Source organism: Pelistega indica (assembly GCF_000506865.1).
In the GTDB taxonomy this organism is placed as follows: Bacteria; Pseudomonadota; Gammaproteobacteria; order Burkholderiales; family Burkholderiaceae_B; genus Taylorella; species Taylorella indica.
In genome coordinates this window covers 1-17026 of sequence record NZ_AYSV01000113.1, presented here as the reverse complement: position 1 = coordinate 17026, position 17026 = coordinate 1, and the positions used below count along the sequence as shown (strand labels likewise).

Annotated in this window: 13 protein-coding genes and 1 pseudogene; 10 read left to right on the top strand and 4 right to left on the bottom strand. The window is 41.0% G+C overall.

Annotated elements, in window-relative coordinates; all coding sequences use genetic code 11:
- Window positions 1–8: 8 nt before the first annotated feature.
- The gene (gene def, locus V757_RS25335; protein WP_023952598.1) at window positions 9–515 is read right to left on the bottom strand and encodes a peptide deformylase; all 507 of its coding nucleotides are present in this window, start codon (window positions 513–515) and stop codon (window positions 9–11) included.
- A 144-nt stretch (window positions 516–659) separates the two neighbouring features.
- On the opposite strand from def, the gene dprA reads away from it, so the two are divergent.
- The 3 genes from dprA (at window position 660) to V757_RS25320 (ending at window position 3582) form a co-directional block, all read left to right on the top strand.
- Window positions 660–1808, top strand: a complete 1149-nt coding sequence (gene dprA, locus V757_RS25330; RefSeq protein WP_023952596.1) for a DNA-processing protein DprA — start codon at window positions 660–662, stop codon at window positions 1806–1808.
- A gap of 168 nt (window positions 1809–1976) precedes the next feature.
- Window positions 1977–2873: a hydroxymethylglutaryl-CoA lyase gene (locus V757_RS25325; RefSeq protein ID WP_031274817.1), complete on the top strand. Its 897-nt coding sequence runs from the start codon at window positions 1977–1979 to the stop codon at window positions 2871–2873.
- 232 nt (window positions 2874–3105) lie between these two features.
- On the top strand, window positions 3106–3582 hold the full coding sequence (locus V757_RS25320) for a hypothetical protein (RefSeq protein ID WP_023952592.1): 477 nt from the start codon (window positions 3106–3108) through the stop codon (window positions 3580–3582).
- 2 nt (window positions 3583–3584) lie between these two features.
- Here V757_RS25320 and V757_RS25315 read toward each other — a convergent pair whose 3' ends face one another.
- On the bottom strand, window positions 3585–4469 hold the full coding sequence (locus tag V757_RS25315; protein WP_023952590.1) for a cation diffusion facilitator family transporter: 885 nt from the start codon (window positions 4467–4469) through the stop codon (window positions 3585–3587).
- Between the two features lie 123 nt (window positions 4470–4592).
- Between V757_RS25315 and fmt the strand changes: the two genes are divergently transcribed.
- Window positions 4593–5537 (top strand): methionyl-tRNA formyltransferase, encoded by a 945-nt coding sequence (gene fmt, locus V757_RS25310; protein WP_023952588.1) that lies wholly within the window; start codon window positions 4593–4595, stop codon window positions 5535–5537.
- Between the two features lie 156 nt (window positions 5538–5693).
- Here the strand turns inward: fmt and rimO are convergent, their stop codons facing one another.
- Window positions 5694–7040 (bottom strand): 30S ribosomal protein S12 methylthiotransferase RimO, encoded by a 1347-nt coding sequence (rimO, locus tag V757_RS25305; RefSeq protein ID WP_023952586.1) that lies wholly within the window; start codon window positions 7038–7040, stop codon window positions 5694–5696.
- An 83-nt stretch (window positions 7041–7123) separates the two neighbouring features.
- On the opposite strand from rimO, the gene rsmB reads away from it, so the two are divergent.
- The 6 genes from rsmB to V757_RS25275 all read left to right on the top strand — a co-directional run bounded on the left by rsmB (window position 7124) and on the right by V757_RS25275 (window position 15183).
- A complete protein-coding gene (gene rsmB, locus V757_RS25300) occupies window positions 7124–8518 on the top strand; it encodes a 16S rRNA (cytosine(967)-C(5))-methyltransferase RsmB (RefSeq protein ID WP_245587044.1) in 1395 nt (464 codons plus the stop codon).
- Entirely contained in the window at window positions 8496–9158 is a 663-nt protein-coding gene (locus V757_RS25295; protein WP_023952582.1) for a DUF4390 domain-containing protein, read from the top strand. The genes rsmB and V757_RS25295 overlap by 23 nt, the downstream gene beginning before the upstream one ends.
- Window positions 9113–11434, top strand: coding sequence for a sensor histidine kinase (locus V757_RS25290; RefSeq protein ID WP_023952580.1), 2322 nt, complete (start codon window positions 9113–9115; stop codon window positions 11432–11434). Before V757_RS25295 ends, V757_RS25290 begins: the two co-directional genes overlap by 46 nt.
- A gap of 113 nt (window positions 11435–11547) precedes the next feature.
- Window positions 11548–12309, top strand: a complete 762-nt coding sequence (locus V757_RS25285) for a response regulator (protein ID WP_023952578.1) — start codon at window positions 11548–11550, stop codon at window positions 12307–12309.
- Between the two features lie 17 nt (window positions 12310–12326).
- The gene (trkA, locus tag V757_RS25280) at window positions 12327–13703 is read left to right on the top strand and encodes a Trk system potassium transporter TrkA (protein ID WP_023952576.1); all 1377 of its coding nucleotides are present in this window, start codon (window positions 12327–12329) and stop codon (window positions 13701–13703) included.
- A gap of 106 nt (window positions 13704–13809) precedes the next feature.
- Window positions 13810–15183 (top strand): TrkH family potassium uptake protein, encoded by a 1374-nt coding sequence (locus V757_RS25275; protein ID WP_245587043.1) that lies wholly within the window; start codon window positions 13810–13812, stop codon window positions 15181–15183.
- 171 nt (window positions 15184–15354) lie between these two features.
- Here V757_RS25275 and tnpC read toward each other — a convergent pair.
- A pseudogene (gene tnpC, locus V757_RS25270) lies at window positions 15355–16942 on the bottom strand (IS66 family transposase).
- Window positions 16943–17026 lie beyond the last annotated feature (84 nt).

Here is a 17026-nt window from a genome sequence, read left to right as displayed (position 1 = left end):
TAGAGAGTTTAGTCTTCTTTTTTGGCTTGTTTTTTGATCTTTGTTTTAATACGGCTCTGCTTTAGAGGAGATAAACGCTCCACAAATACTTTTCCTAATAAATGGTCTAATTCATGCTGAACACAAATAGCTAATAAGCCATCTGCATGAAACTCGTATGCTTGCCCATTTTCATCTAGTGCTTTGACCTTAACCTCTGCATGACGATTAACCTTATCATAGATACCAGGAACAGATAAGCAACCCTCTTCGTAAACAACCATCTCATCACTTTTCCATGTAATTTCTGGGTTGATTAGTACTCGTAAGTGATCACCTTCTTCAGAAACATCAATCACCACCACTCGTTCATGAACATCAATTTGTGTGGCAGCTAGACCTACACCCGAAGACTCATACATAGTCTCAGCCATATCTTTAACTAATTGACGAATTCTGTCATTAATGTCTTCGACAGGTTTCGCTACTGTATGTAAACGAGGGTCAGGATAGTGCAGAATAGGAAGTAAAGCCATAGTGTATAAATTTTTTAGCAATAATGAATGGTAAATTATAGTAGAAATACGAATGGCTAAGTTAATTCTAAACAAAGAGTTAGACAAAGCATCCGAATTATAATAATTAATATGGATACAAAAAAGAATATTTCAAGGATAGGTATGCAAGAGCAAAAGGGGCAAAGAGGACAACTTGAAGAGCTAAGGGCTTGGCTTAGATTAACGTTGGAGCCGGGTATTGGGTCGGTGACGGCAAAAAATTTATTGATGCAATTTGGTTTTCCGCAAACTATTTTTGAAACTAAGTTTAGTCAATTAATGCCCGTAGTGGGGGAAAAAATTGCTTATCAGCTAAGAGAGCCTTGTTCTGAAGAAATCAACACCCAGATTGATAAAACGCTAGAGTGGCTTAATCAAGATAATCACCATATCCTGACATTAGCGGATACCTTATATCCAAAGGCATTATTAGATACCTATGACCCACCACTATTACTCTATGTTGATGGTAATTTATCCGCATTTCAGAAGCCTGCTATTGCCGTCGTCGGCACACGTCACCCGACTTTAAATGGCGCTCAAAATGCCAGAGCATTTGGCAAATATTTAGCTTCTCAAGGGTGGTGCATCGTTAGTGGACTTGCCAAGGGCATTGATGCTTCTGCACATGAAGGAGCCTTATTGGCAAATGTTGATTGCCCAACAATTGCCGTGATGGGCACAGGGATTAATCGCCTTTATCCTGCCGAGAACAAAGCCATAGCTTTAGGTATTCGCCATAGGGGAGCATTGATTTCTGAGTTTCCTTTAGATACGCCAGCTAATGCCTTTAGGTTTCCTATGCGTAATCGGATAGTTGCGGGTCTATCTCGAGGTGTGTTGGTGGTAGAAGCAGCACGTAAAAGTGGCTCATTGATTACCGCCAAGATGGCTGGAGATTTGGGTAAAGAAATTTTCGCCATTCCGGGTTCAATTCATTCCCCTTTATCTAGAGGGTGTCATGCATTGATTCGCCAAGGGGCTAAGCTAGTTGAAACGGCTCAAGATATTCTCGAAGAATTGGGCTATGCTGTCACAGCCAATGCACCAGAGCCAGATAAACCAAGTGTTGACCCAGAGATTCCTGAGAAATTCAAACCAGTTTTAGAGGCAATGGGTTTTGAGGCTATTAGTATTGAAGAGCTAACAGAGTATTTATCATTGAGCATAGAGGAGCTCAGCTTGCTATTAACCGAGATGCAATTACAATCGATCGTGGTAAAACAGGTGGATGGGAAATATCAGCGAGTGTTTCATAATGGGGAAAATTAAGTATTCGCTTAATAAGTGAGTTAGAGGTTTTCAGAGGTTTAGAGATGCTTCAAGAGATTAGGCATAACAGTTGGGTGTACTAGCATAGAAATAGGCAATCTATTACAATGAGACAATAGAGACAGCCTTATAAAATAGGAGGAAAAAGTGGGTGTTACTAAAGTAAAAATGGTTGAAGTTGGTCCTCGTGATGGATTGCAAAATGAAAAAGAATTTGTACCAACGGACGTTAAAATTGAATTAATTAATCGCTTAACAGAAGCGGGTTTTCCAAATATCGAAGCAGCCTCTTTTGTCTCACCAAAATGGGTGCCACAAATGGCGGACGGTAGTGAGGTGATGGCAGGTATTACACGTAAAGAGGGTGTGATTTATTCTGCCTTAACCCCGAATATGAAAGGTTTTGAAGCGGCATTGGCAGCTAAAGCCGATGAGGTGGTTATTTTTGGTGCGGCAAGTGAGGCATTTTCACAAAAAAATATTAACTGTTCTATTGCCGAATCAATTGATCGTTTTGCACCAGTTGCCGAAGCTGCTCTTGCGAATGGTATTAGGCTAAGAGCAAGTATCAGTACCTCTTTTGGTTGCCCATACCAAGGTGATGTACCCGTAGAAAGTGTTGTAGATGTGGTAAAACGCATGAAAGCGCTTGGCGTGCAAGAGTTTGATATCGCTGATACGATTGGTGTGGGTACAGCGAATCAAGTGTATGAGGTGATGTCACGAGTGACAGAAATTGTTGATCCAGCACAAGTAGCAGGACATTTTCATGATACCTATGGACAAGCCTTAGCCAATATACTTTCTTCATTGCGTGCGGGTATTAGCATTTTTCATTCTTCCGTATCGGGTCTTGGAGGCTGTCCATATGCCAAAGGTGCTACAGGTAATGTAGCCACCGAAGACGTTCTCTATATGTTGCAAGGCATGGGCATAGAGACAGGTATTGATTTAGACAAGGTCATTGATGCCGGTGATTTTATTTCGACCTATTTAAAACGTCAGAATGCAAGCAGAGTAGGACGTGCAATATTGAATAAACGAGCGAATGCTGTTTGTGGATAGACATAACGCAATATAGATTGACTATAGTGCTTATGTGATGCATATTTTGCAGCGAATAGTCTAGTGAAAAGGCTATTTGCTGTATTAGACCTATTAATTTATGCCTAAGTGATAAATTTCAGATGTGTATAAAGTATTCAAGGGTGGGCAGATACGTGCATTATCTGTTTAGTGCTAATGAATTTGTTGTATGATTATTTTTTTCTAAAGCCTCTTTCAGGAATACTCAACAATGATGGTTTTTACTCCACTTACTTCCGCAGAAATTGCACAAATCAAAGCGACACTAGGACACTTGCCTATTTCTGGTAGTGCGTGGCCGAAGTGGGTCAAAGGTGCGGCTATAGTGATGTTGGTATTGATTGTTGTGCAGTATGTGTTAACGGTAGATAGAGTGGGGATTGATCAGCTCAAAAATCTTGGTGGAATCACAATGTTGGTTGTGTTTATTGCACTGGTGGTAATGACCTATTTTATGAGTATTTCTACCACGACTATTAGTGAGCAAGGTATTAAACAAAGTTGGATAACCAAGCGTGAAGTGAGTTGGGAAGAGGTTACTTTTGCAAAATTTGTGCCGATGTTGGCCTCTAAACGGTTAATGGTATTTGTAAAAAAAGGTCGCCCGGTGATTTTTCAAGGGGCAGACCAAGAATTACAAGTTGCTTTTGCTCATATTTCTTTGCAATTTAAACAAAGACAGCTTTAGCGTTAGTGCATAGGGTCGAAGTGTGTAGTGACACTGAGTACATTACCTTTTGCTTTTAGACGGTTAATGGCTAATAAAGCAATATCATGTGCTTCTTTAATACTCATAGATCCCGGGAAGTCCAAATGCACATCAATATGAATAAAATCAGCTGATTTCCGTGTTTTGAAATCATGAAAGGACACAATACCTGGTGTCTCTTGAAGAATGGCTCTTAACGTATTAATTTCCTCTTGGGTTGCCGCATGGTCACTCAAATCATGAATAGAGTTCCAGGTAAACTTTAATCCCATATGGGCAATCATTGCACCGACAATCAGTGAGGCAACAATATCAGCCCAACTAATCCCTAATAAATTAGCACCAATAGCAAAAAGAACAATAAGAGAGGACAGCGCATCTGAGCGTGCATGCCATGCATTGGTAATAAGCATAGTGGAATTAACGCGTTTGCCTATGGCGAGCATATAACGAAATAGGAGCTCTTTGGCAACCACTACAAAAACAGCCACAATCAGAGCATAGTAGTGCACTGGAGCAACTGAGTCCGTATGATTAAAGAGACGATCACCTGCATGCCAAATCATGCTTAGTCCAATACCGATGAGTAATAAGCCAATAAAAAGACTAGCAATATTTTCAAACCGATAATGCCCATATTGGTGCGTATCGTCCGATGGCATATTTGAAAACTTATTCGCAATAAGAACAGCAATGTCTGATACAAGATCGGAGAGCGAGTGGATAGCGTCCGAAATCAAACTACTGGACGATGCAAAGATACCAATAACGATTTGTAAAATACTAAGTAGTAAATTCACAATTACGCTGACCCATGTTGAATGGGATGCTGCGGCTTGCTTGTCTGAAAGTATAGCGTCCGTCATGACTAATCTTAAGAAAGAGTGAATGAGTTATTAATTTACCGTAAATCCATTGGAGAAAGTAAGAAAACGAGTCAATAAAGGCAAATCGTAATGTAGAATTATTCTCAGAAAATTGGAGGTCATATGAAACCATTAAAAATAGTCTTTGCAGGTACCCCTGAATTTGCACGCTTGGCGTACAAAGCCATTTTAGATGCAGGGTTTGATGTTCCACTTGTGATGACGCAGCCTGATAGACCAGCGGGTAGGGGGATGAAATTACAGGCTAGTCCTGTTAAGCAAGAAGCCCTAGTACAAGGTGTTGAGGTGATTCAACCATTAAGTTTACGCTTAGATGGTAAGTATCCTGAAGAGGCAGCACAAGCCAAGAAAGTATTAGAGTCGTTACAACCAGATGTGATGGTAGTGGCTGCTTATGGTCTGATTCTGCCACAATGGGTGTTAGATTTGCCTAAGTATGGTTGTTTAAATATCCATGCAAGTTTGCTGCCACGTTGGCGAGGAGCTGCTCCTATTCAACGCGCTATTGAAGCAGGTGATGAGCAAACAGGCATTGGTATTATGCAAATGGCAATTGGGCTAGATACGGGTGATGTTTTATTAGAAAAAACACAAAAAATAGATATGCAAACAGCTGCACAATTGCATGATCAATTGGCTCAACTAGGTGCGCAAGGTATTGTGGACGTATTAAAACAATTGGGTACAGGAAAACTGACGCCAATTCCTCAATCAGAAGAAGGGGTGACATATGCCGCAAAATTGGAAAAGTCTGAGGGTAAACTTTCTTGGGATTTACCGGTATTAACTTTATGGCGAAAAATTCGTGCGTTTAATCCTGTGCCAGGTGTGGTATTGCCTTTACCGGGATTGGATGAGCCTGTTAAGGTTTGGCAAGCACAGGTACTTCATCAAACGGTAAATGTAGCACCAGGGACTGTCGTGGCAATGAGTGCAGAGGGTATTGATGTAGCCGCGGCAGATGGTGTGTTGCGTATACAAGAATTACAAAAAGCAGGAGGTAAGCGTCAAATAGCACGAGATTTTATTAATGGTTGGAAAGGCTAAATCAAGTCTTCCAACGTTAATTGGATCGTATCGTAAAAAGTAAGCTTGCCAAATAAATATAAAATAAAGAAATAAAGCTAAAAAAACGAGACTTGCTCAATCAATAACAAGTCTCGTTTTTTACATTGACCACTAAAGATATATGATTATCGTTATTTAGGCAGATGCTTTCACCGCTAGAATATCCGCATATAAATCATATTCATCAGCTTCTGTGACGATTGCTCTTACCATATCACCAGGCTTAACACTGATATCTTTATTTAAATAAACAATCCCATCAATTTCGGGGGAGTCGGCAGCAGAGCGACCAAATGGGTAGCCATCTTCGTCAATCTCATCGACTAAAACATCAATTTCTTTACCTACTTTATTCTGTAGTCTAGCCGCAGAAATGGCTTGTTGGTGTGCCATAAAGCGTTCCCAACGATCTTGTTTCACTTCTTCGCTGACTTGGTCAGGTAGGTCATTAGCGGCTGCGCCTTCTACATCTGAATATTTAAAACATCCTACACGGTCAAGCTGCGCCTCAGTTAGCCAATCTAATAAATATTGGAAATCCTCTTCTGTTTCGCCCGGGAAACCCACGATAAAAGTAGAGCGAATGGTTAAGTCTGGACAGATTTCACGCCATTGTTTAATACGAGCTAAGGTTTTATCCTCAAAAGCAGGGCGTTTCATTGCTTTTAGGATTTTTGGGCTAGCATGTTGGAAAGGAATATCTAAATAAGGTAGGATTTTGCCCTCTGCCATTAATGGAATAACCTCATCCACATTAGGATACGGATAGACATAATGCAAGCGCACCCAAACACCCAATTGCCCTAGAGCTTCGGCTAATGATGTCATTTTGGTTTTGATAGGACGTCCTTCCCAAAAATCCATACGGTATTTCATGTCCACACCATAGGCGCTGGTATCTTGAGAAATAACCAATAATTCTTTAACACCCGATTTAACAAGTCGCTCAGCCTCTTCCATAACTTCCCCTACAGGGCGACTAACAAGGACGCCACGCATACTTGGGATAATACAGAAGCTACAGTGATGATTACATCCTTCAGAAATTTTGAGATAGGCATAATGGCGAGGAGTTAATTTAATCCCTTGTGGTGGAACTAAGTCTACAAAAGGATTATGGTCTATATTTGGAGGTACAACCTCGTGTACAGCGCGCACCACTTCTTGATATTGTTGTGGACCACTAACAGAGAGGACGCTCGGGTGAACCTTACGAATCGTATCCTCTTCTACACCCATACAGCCAGTTACGATAACCTTACCATGCTCAGCAAGTGCCTCACCAATAGCATCCAATGACTCTGCTTTTGCGCTATCAATAAATCCACAGGTATTGACGACCACAACATCCGCACCGTCATAAGAGGGCGATATTTCATAGCCTTCTTTACGTAATTGAGTCAAAATTCGTTCGGAGTCAACAAGTGCTTTTGAGCAACCTAAACTTACAAAACCTACTTTAGGAGCGGCAGGAGTCGTCATAAAAAACCTTCATTATGAAAATAAAATTGAGTGAGTATTATTTTAGCAAGTAATTTGCACCAAAAAATTGTCCTTGAGGCAAAATGCTAAACTACAGGGGTATTCCATCGCTTATCTTTTACTTTATGTTAGTTTCTAATCAATCGAGTCCATCAGTACCTCTCTGTCAGGTGTTATTCCATGCGTCTAATGCTGTTAAGCAAGTATTAGCAGGTCAGTCATTAACAGAGTTTTTGGAAAGTGTGCCTAAAGAACAAAAATCTGCGGTGCAATCAATTAGTTTTTATTGTATGCGCCATTTGTTGTCGTCTCAGAAATTAAGTCAGCAACTATTGACTAAAAAAGCGCCCAATTCCTTAGTATATGCACTATTACTAGTGAGCTTGTGTTTATTAAGTGTTCCCAAACGACATGCTAAAGCGTTAGAGTTAGATCAGTTGGATGAGTCAGTCCCTTTTTATCAGGCGTTTACTGTTGTGGATGAAACAGTTAAGGCAACACAATTGCACAAAAAATCAGCGGCTTTCAAAGGTTTAATAAATGCTTGTTTGAGACGCTATATACGAGAAGAAGAGGTACTATGGTCGTTGTTGAAGGATGATGAGGAGTGTCAATTTAATTATCCTAAATGGTGGATTCAGTTAATTAAAAAAAGTTATCCAACTCAATGGGAGAATGTGCTGAATGCGGCTAATTTGCCCGGTCCTTTAACACTACGAGTAAATCGCAAGAAAATACGTCGAGAAGAGTTTTGTCAGACATTAACGGAGTCTGGGATTGATTATCAGCTCTATGGTGAAGATGCTGTGATTTTAAACAAGGCAATGCCAGTTCAAGCTATTCCTGGCTTTGAGCAAGGTTTATGTGCTGTACAAGATGCGGGCGCACAATTAGCAGGTACGCTGTTGCCAGTTAAAGATGGCATGCAGGTATTAGATGCGTGTGCTGCGCCTGGAGGAAAAACTGCCCATCTATTAGAAAGGGCGGATATTTATATGACAGCCGTGGATATTGATCAGAAACGCTTAAGTCGTGTGGAGCAAAATTTAAAACATTTGGGTCATTATAGTGATAAAGTGAAATTGCTTAGTGAGGATGTGTCAGATGTATCAGCATGGTGGGATGGTAAGTTGTTTGATATGATTATGGCAGATGTTCCATGTACGGCTTCAGGGATTGTGAGAAGGCACCCTGATATTAAATGGTTACGTCAAGAAAGCGATATTCAAAAAACAGCAGACCTACAGCGAAAAATTGTTAAAAATCTTTGGCAGACATTGAAGCCTGGAGGATATTTTCTGTATATCACCTGCTCCGTTTTTCCTCAAGAAGGGGAACAGCAGGCTCAGTTTATTGAGCAAACATTTGCTGATGCTTGTCGCTTAGAAGCGCCTGGTCAGTTATTGCCTTTGGCAACGGTTGATAATCCACGTCCATTGCAGGATGGTTTTTTCTATGCATTATTCCAGAAAAAATAATAATTTCTTAACTAGAAACAGTTATAGATACGATGTACTAACTAGTCTATCGGCTTTTCAAAAGGCGTTTATAGTCTTATTGCTAATGCTATCATTCAGTTGGATGACGGTTGCTAATGCGAATAATGAATCTCAAGCACGCTTTAAAGAGATTCAGATTCAGTCTGTAAATCCTCAAAGCATCGCACTTAAATTGGATATGGAGTTGTTATTAAGCTCAGAATTACAAGTAGCGTTGAATAAAGGGATGCCATTATTTTTTACCTTGGATTTCAAAGTATACAAGCCTAATGCCTATTGGTTTGATACGCTTAAGTTAGAAGCCTCGCAAACATCAGAATTGTGGTACAACATGTTATTGAGGGAGTGGAAGGTTAAGCAAGATCAGCACGAATACAAGGCATTTTCATTTGATGAAGCACTTCGGTATATTACGCATATTGATAACTGGACTATTGCGACAACAGAGCAAATGCCAACACAGCAGGACTATATCGGCAAGATTAGGTTGCGTTTGGATACCTCATTATTAGCAAGACCCTTTCAAATAACAGCTATTCATAATAGTAGTAGCGCTTGGTCATTTTCAACATCATGGAAAAAATTCGATTTTCTTTTATCCGACAAAAAGTTCAATTAGTATTGAAGTGGATATTTCGCATATGGTTATTACTTGCGGGTGTGGCTATTTTTGTCTTGCTATCCTTGCTGATTGGCTCTGCTGGAAATACATCGCGATTTGCTGAGCAGTTTGATATCTTATTATTGTTAAATGGTGTTCTTGCTTTAGCCTTGTTGGCCTGGGTCATTAGTTTGGTTTTAGGTATTGTTAAGCAGATTCGTAAGAAAAAATTCGGGGCGAGACTAACATCCAGATTTGCCTTCTTTTTTGCGATGATTGCTATTATTCCCGGTGTGATTATTTACCTCTTATCCGTACAATTCATGTCACGCTCTGTAGAGTCGTGGTTTAATGTAAAAGTGGATAGTGCACTGGAGTCAGGGCTTAATTTAGGGCAAACCTCGTTAGAAACGATGAAGGAAGAATTGTTAGTAACGACTAGACGACTAGCCACTAACTTAAATAATGTTCCGGATAATGAGTTATCGTCAGCGTTGAGTCGTTTACGTGAAGACTCACAAACTGCCGATGCGCTAATTTTTTCTGCCAATGGCAATAAAGTCATTGCCTTTTCATCCTCCACGTTTGGTTCTTTATTGCCACAACTACCACCTTCTACTGTGCTTAACCAATTACGCATTTCTCGTCAATATGTGAATACAGAAGAGGTATTAGTTGAGGGGCAAGACCAAAATAGACCCAATTATCAAATACGGGTAATTGTACCTTTGTTCTATACGGGTAATCGGCTAGAAGCTGCATTGAGTGGTAATAATGAACCTCATTGGTTGCAGCTAACACAGAGAGTCCCAGAAACATTTGCCAATAATCTGAATGAGGTACAAATAGGCTACCGTAATTATGAAGAATTAGCACTGTCAAGGGAAGGAATTAGGCAACTGTTCTCAATTACGTTAACGATGGCATTGCTATTAACCGTGTTTGCTTCCCTGGGGATTGCTTTATGGCTAGCCAAACGAATGGTAGAGCCACTATTAACGTTAGCAGAGGGAACGCAAGCGGTCGCTGTAGGTGACTATCGTCGTATTCCTGAACCCAAACAAAGCGATGAGGTTGGACAATTGAGCCGCTCGTTTAACTTGATGACGGCGCAACTTGAAGAAGCTCGTAATCAAGCTGAAAACAGTCGTTTGCAATTGCAGAGCACTAACCTTTATTTAGAAAGTGTTCTTGAGGGATTGACTACAGGTGTTATTGTGCTTAATCATGATTTTTCCGTCAATATGGTTAACCAAGGTGCACAGAATATTCTTCATGAAGATTTGTCTGATTTGATAGGGTTACCGATTGGGGCCAAAGCTAATTTGGACGAGTTTGCGAATGTTATTCAGCGTGCTTTTGCATCACATGCTGTTGTAGATTCAGAGCGCTTATATTGGCAAGAACAAATTGAATTATCTCTTAAAGAAGATGAAGGACATACTCGTGATTTGACCTTGTTGCTCAGAGGGACTCATTTAAAAAATGCTGATAATGCCTTGAATTATTTACTGGTATTTGATGATATTTCAGAGGTTATCTCGGCTAACAGAGCGGTAGCATGGGGTGAGGTAGCAAGACGATTGGCGCATGAAATTAAAAACCCGCTAACACCTATCCAACTATCAGCAGAGCGGATTCAGATGAAATTATCACCAAAACTGGATGAATCAGATAGTCAATTTTTGGATCGTTTAGTCAATACTATTGTCAATCAAGTATTCTCCTTAAAAACAATGGTGGATGACTTTAGAGAGTATGCACGTACCCCGCCAGCACAATTTCAATCAGTTAATGTGAATGAGTTGATTACCGATATTGCCGTGTTGTATGGATGGACACCAGAGGGGTATGTGGATGAACTGATTTATAGACAGATTAAATTGGAGTTGGATCCTAATTTGCCTTTGGTCGAGGCTGATACGACACAGTTGCGTCAAGTATTTAATAATTTATTGTCAAATGCTCGTGATGCTATGGAGGGTTTAGTACTTGAAGGTGATAAGCCTGGTGTAACCATAGAAACTAAAACAACGGTATTAGAAAATTCGTTGATGCCTAATCAAAAAGCAGTATTAATTACGATCAAAGATAGAGGGCCTGGGTTTCCTCCAAATATTATGCAAAAGGTTTTTGAACCATATGTCACCACAAAAGCACATGGAACTGGTCTAGGTTTAGCAATTGTGAAAAAGATTGTGGAAGAGCATCATGGAAAAATTGATATATCGAATATGAAAGAAGAAGGGGCAAAGATTTCTATTCTTTTGACACGTATTATCGAAAATTCATAAAGTGCTTTTTGTTATAATCAAAAAAAACAACACTTTTTTCGGATGGTTAAATTGTTTGGCTATCCTAAGTGTCTGTGTAGTCGCGTGAATAACCATAGATAGGTAGGTGCGTTATGGCCAGAATTCTGGTAGTAGATGATGAAATTGGTATTCGTGAGCTCTTGCAAGAAATTTTATACGAGCAAGGGCATACAGTAGAGCTAGCAGAAAATGTCGCTCAAGCACGTGCTGCTCGCCTAAACAGCAGACCGGACCTCGTTCTACTTGATATTTGGATGCCTGACGCAGATGGTGTTAGCCTATTGAGAGAGTGGAGTTCTCAAGGGTTATTGGATATGCCAGTGATTATGATGAGCGGTCATGCGACGCTTGATACTGCCGTAGAAGCAACACGTATCGGTGCAGCCGATTTCTTAGAAAAGCCTATTACGTTGGCCAAGTTACTTGCCACTGTACAGCAGGTCTTACAGCGTCCAGTAATTCGTTCTATTCAACCACAAGCGCCAGTACATCAACCAGTTTACACAAACAATCAAGTTAATCCATCGGTAGCACCTATACAAAATACGGGTGGATATGGTGTTAATCGTCCTGCCTTAAATACGCCAGTGACAGCACCAGTTGCCAATTCTGTGGCAAATACAGTAATAACGACAGAAGATGCTATTCGTCAAGGTTATTTAGGTAGTATTCCTTTAGATCAACCTCTGCGAGATGCGCGAGATGAGTTTGAGCGAGTATATTTTGAATATCACTTACAACGTGAAAATCATAGTATGACTCGTGTTTCTGAGAAAACTGGTTTAGAGAGAACCCATCTGTATCGCAAACTTAGACAGCTTGGCATCGATTCTTCTCGCAAACGTAACGCGTAATTTTACTTTTCCTTACTATGAAAATTCTGCTAATTGGTGCAGGACGTGTAGGCTCTAGTGTAGCTGAAAATCTTGTGTCTGAGAAAAACGACATCACGATTGTTGATACGAATAAAGAGCAGTTGAGATATTTACAGGAGAGATTTGACTTAAAAGCAGTCTATGGCGATGCTTCTTCTCCTGACGTGTTAATGCAAGCAGGTGCCGAGGATACGGACTTATTAGTATCTTGTGCAGCGACAGATGCTGTTAATCTAGTCACCTGTAAATTAGCTAAAGATCTTTTTAATATTCCTCGTTGTATTTCGCGTATACGAGGCGTTTATTATGCTCAACATCCTGAGGTATTACAAGAACATTTTGGTGTTGATTCTATTATTAGTCCAGAAGCGAGTGTCACTCAATATTTACAGGGCTTGATTGAATTTCCTGACGCACTACAAGTAGTACATTTTGCTGATGGTAAGGTAAGTATTGCGATTATTAAGATTGGTAAACGTAGTACTTTATTAGATTATCAAATTGATAAAAACCACTTGAATTTGCCTCAAGGTAGAGGGCGAATCTTAGAATTAGTGCGTAATGGTGAGTCATTACCTTTAGATAGATTGTTTAATCTTAAAGTTGATGATGAACTTGTCTTAGCCATGGATACCACTGAGGCTGTCAAGGCGATTTCAAAGTTTAATAAAGAGAAAAAACGTACTCGCTCAGTAATGATTACTGGTGGAGGCAATATTGGATCACGATTGGCATTAGCATTATCGATAGCTGGTTATAACGTGCGAATTATTGAGCAAGATAAGGCACGTTGCGAGCAGCTTGCCGCCAAATTACCTGAAAATGTATTGGTTTTATATGGTAATGGTACGGATGAGTCGTTATTATTAAGCGAAAATATTGATGGCATGGATGCTTGGGTCGCTGTGACCAATGATGATGAGGATAATATTATGTCTTCATTATTGGCAAAACGCTTGGGAGCTCATAAAGTGATTGCCTTAATTTCTCGTCAAGCATATGGTGAATTAATGCAGGGCAGTATGATTGATGTTGCCGTATCACCGTCACAAGCAACAATTGGGGCGCTATTGCATGAGGTTAGACAAGGTGCCATTGTCAGAGGACATCGTTTACGTCGAGGGGAGTCAGAGGTTATTGAATTTGAGGTGATGGGTGATGAGCATAATTCAGCTGTTGTTGGTAAGCGTGTAGAGGATATTCGTTTGCCGAGCTCATCGCGTATTGCGGCTATTTTACGAGAAGAGGCTATTATTATTCCTCAAAATGATACCGTCATTGCGACAGGGGATCATGTGATTGTGTATGCAGCAAATCGCTCAACGATGAAACGTATTGAGAAGTTGTTCCAAGTTTCAGCGATGTTCTTCTAGGATGCAATCGTGAAACGGATATTGTATATATTTCATAGCCTTGGATTAGTGACCCTCTGTTGGTCACTCATTTTAGTGTTGCCATACATTTTTTCGCTTATTTTTCATGGATGGATGGGAAACTAATTTCCTCTATGCTATTGGTATTACAGCCCTAGCAGGTTTATTAATGGTGATTATTGGCTCACCATTCAAAAGAGAATTACGTTTACGTGACGGTTTACTGTTAGTGGTAATGGTATGGGTATGTTTCCCTTTGATTGGTGTTATTCCATTTATGCTTCCCTATCACCCGGGGGATTTTTCTTTAAGTTTTACCCATGCTTATTATGAAGTAATGTCTGGTCTCACTTCAACAGGGGCAACGATTATTCCAGATGTGACCCATTTGCCTAAGTCAATTAATGCTTGGCGGCATACCTTGATTTGGTTTGGTGGTATGGGTATTTTAGTGTTGGCGGTAGCGATACTTCCTCTATTAGGGGTGGGGGGATACCAGGTTTATCGTGGGGAAGTTGCAGGTCCGATGAAAGAAGAAAAATTAACGCCACGTATTGCCGGAACGGCGAAAATACTGTATACAATTTATATTTCCGCTTCTCTTCTATGTGTCATATGCTATCGTCTTGCTGGTTTAGAGTGGTTTGATGCGTGGTGCCATGCAGGATCTACGATGGCATTGGGCGGCTTTTCAACATATTCCAGTGGTTATGCCGATATCAATAATACAAAAGCTGAGTGGGTCGCTTGTTTTTTTATGTTATTTGCAGGCATTAATTTTGCAACACACTTTACTGCATTTAGACAGCGAAGTCTAAAAGCGTATGTGAGAAGCCCCGAGGCAATCCCATTTTTGCTAGTAGTACTATTTAGTGCGACAATTATTAGTAGTTACTTATTTTTGTCGGGCTATTATACGGATATTACAACAGCCTTTAGGTATGGTTTTTTTAATACAATTTCATTAGCAACAACGACTGGTTTTGCTAATGCAGATTATTCCTTATGGCCAATTGGCTTACCTATTTGGATGCTGGTATTGAGTAATTTCGCCAGTTCTGCAGGATCGACTGGTGGTGGTGTAAAAATGATTCGAATAATCATTTTGCTAAAGCAATTTGGCATTGCGTTTAAACAGTTAATACATCCTAATGGCGTATTCCTTTTGCTCGTGAAAGGTAAAATTATCGATAAATCAGTAACAACCGCTATTTTGTTGCATCTAATTCTTTATACATTATTAATTATTTTGGGTGTATCTCTATTACTTATTGCTGGATTAGATTATGCAACGGCAATTTCAGCTATTCTAGCAAGTATCAGTAATGCTGGTCCGGGGGTGGGGCAAGTTGGTCCAATGAGTAGCTATGGTAGTTTAAACGATTTTGCTATTTGGGTATGCACATTTATGATGCTAGTTGGTCGGTTGGAATTATTCACCATATTAGTGATGTTCGCCCCCGTGTATTGGCGTAAGTAGAAATAGTGATAAAACAAAGAAAGGGTTTTTCAAGAAATATTGAAAAACCCTTTTTTATCATAGGGATAAGTCATTAACGTCTTAATGCTTGCTGATATGTAAGCGTCCGGTGAACTCCGATTGACTTCCGTTTTTAAATGTTCAATGCCCCGATTTTGTCGGGGCATTGTGTTAATTCTTGGTGTCGTTTGGCGCTTGCCAACGATGAGGCAGAAGCTCAGCAATGTCCTTCGCTTTCTGTGTCGGCAATCGTTCCAACACATCCTTAAGGTAAGCATAAGGGTCATGGCCATTGAGCTTAGCCGATTGAATTAACGACATCACCGCAGCCGCACGTCGACCCGCTTTCTCTGAACCTACAAAGAGCCAATTCTTGCGACCAATCGCGAGTGGACGTATCAAATTCTCTACCGCATTATTATCCATCGGCAGTTGAGCGTCTTCCAAGAGGCGCGTCAAGGCAAGCCAATTGTTCAGGCTGTAACGAATGGCTTTGGCGATCGCCGAGTTCGGCGGCACCAGCTCAAACTGACTACGCAACCACCTTTCTAATTGCTTAAGTGCCGGCTCCATGTGGCGTTGTCGATGGGCTAATCGCTCCGGTGGACTTAAGTTCCTGGCCTCGGCCTCGTAGTGATAAAGTCGTTGGATTTGTTGTAAGGCCTGTTCAGCCACTGAGCTGCCGTTGGTTGGTAAATATCGTGGAATTTGCGACGCGCATGCGCCCAACATCCCCCCTCAATCACTTGCTCATCGGCAAAGAGGGCTTTATAACCGGCGTAATCATCACACATCAGACTACCGCGCCAATCGCCTAAGAATTCGCGGGCATGAGCGCCTGAGCGACCTGGCTTAAAGTCATAAATCACCGCTTTCATCTGCTCATAAGCACCCGGGGCATAGACCCAGAAATAACCACGTTGCGTTTTGCCCTTTTTATGGTGCATGTAAGTGATGGGGGTCTCATCGGCATGCAATACCGAATGCGAGAGCACCTCTTGGCGTAAAGCATCAACGAGCGGTTGTAACTGTGCGCCACAGGTGCCTACCCAATCCGCCAGCGTAGAACGGGCAATGCGTACACCGCTGCGCTCAAAGATGGCTTCTTGACGATGCAACGGCAGATGGTCAGCATACTTCATGATCAGTACTGTCGCCAGCAGTCCGGTCGTTGCCAACCCCTTATCAATGATGTGAGGAGGTACCGGCGCTTGATTGAGGGTCTTGCAACAATCACACACGTATTTCGGACGAATGTGATTCTCCACGCTAAAAGTACCGGGCACATAATCCAGTTTCTGACTCACCTCATCCCCAAGATGACGCATCTCAGCACCACAACCACAGGTCGTGCTTTCCAACGTATAATGAATATCCACCGAGGGCAATTCCGCCGGCAAACGCATACGAGACGGTGTGCGAGGTGTGTGCTCTTGACCACTCATGGACGTTAATTGCTGACCGATGTTGTCTAACATCGTTTCTAGCTCAGCCAGATCCTCATGGGCGTCATCTTCAAAAAGTTTCGCTTGTAGGTCAGGGAGCTGTTCGCTACGTTTAGCAAAGTTGATACGTCTTAAGATCGCCAACTCCATCTTCACTTGTTCGTAAGCGCTCAGAACACGACGATAGGCCAGATCCTTTTCTTCCACCTGTTGCTGCTTTTTTTACAATTCAATGCGTCTTGTTGAGCAATTAAGGCTTGTTGTTGCAGCACGAGTTCGCGCAACTGCTCAGCAGTTAACTGGGATAAATACAAGAAGGAAAGAAAGACAAAAGAAATTCGGCATAATTAAGAACGTAGTATGCCTTAATGCCGATAAAATAAAGCGAATACCGAGAA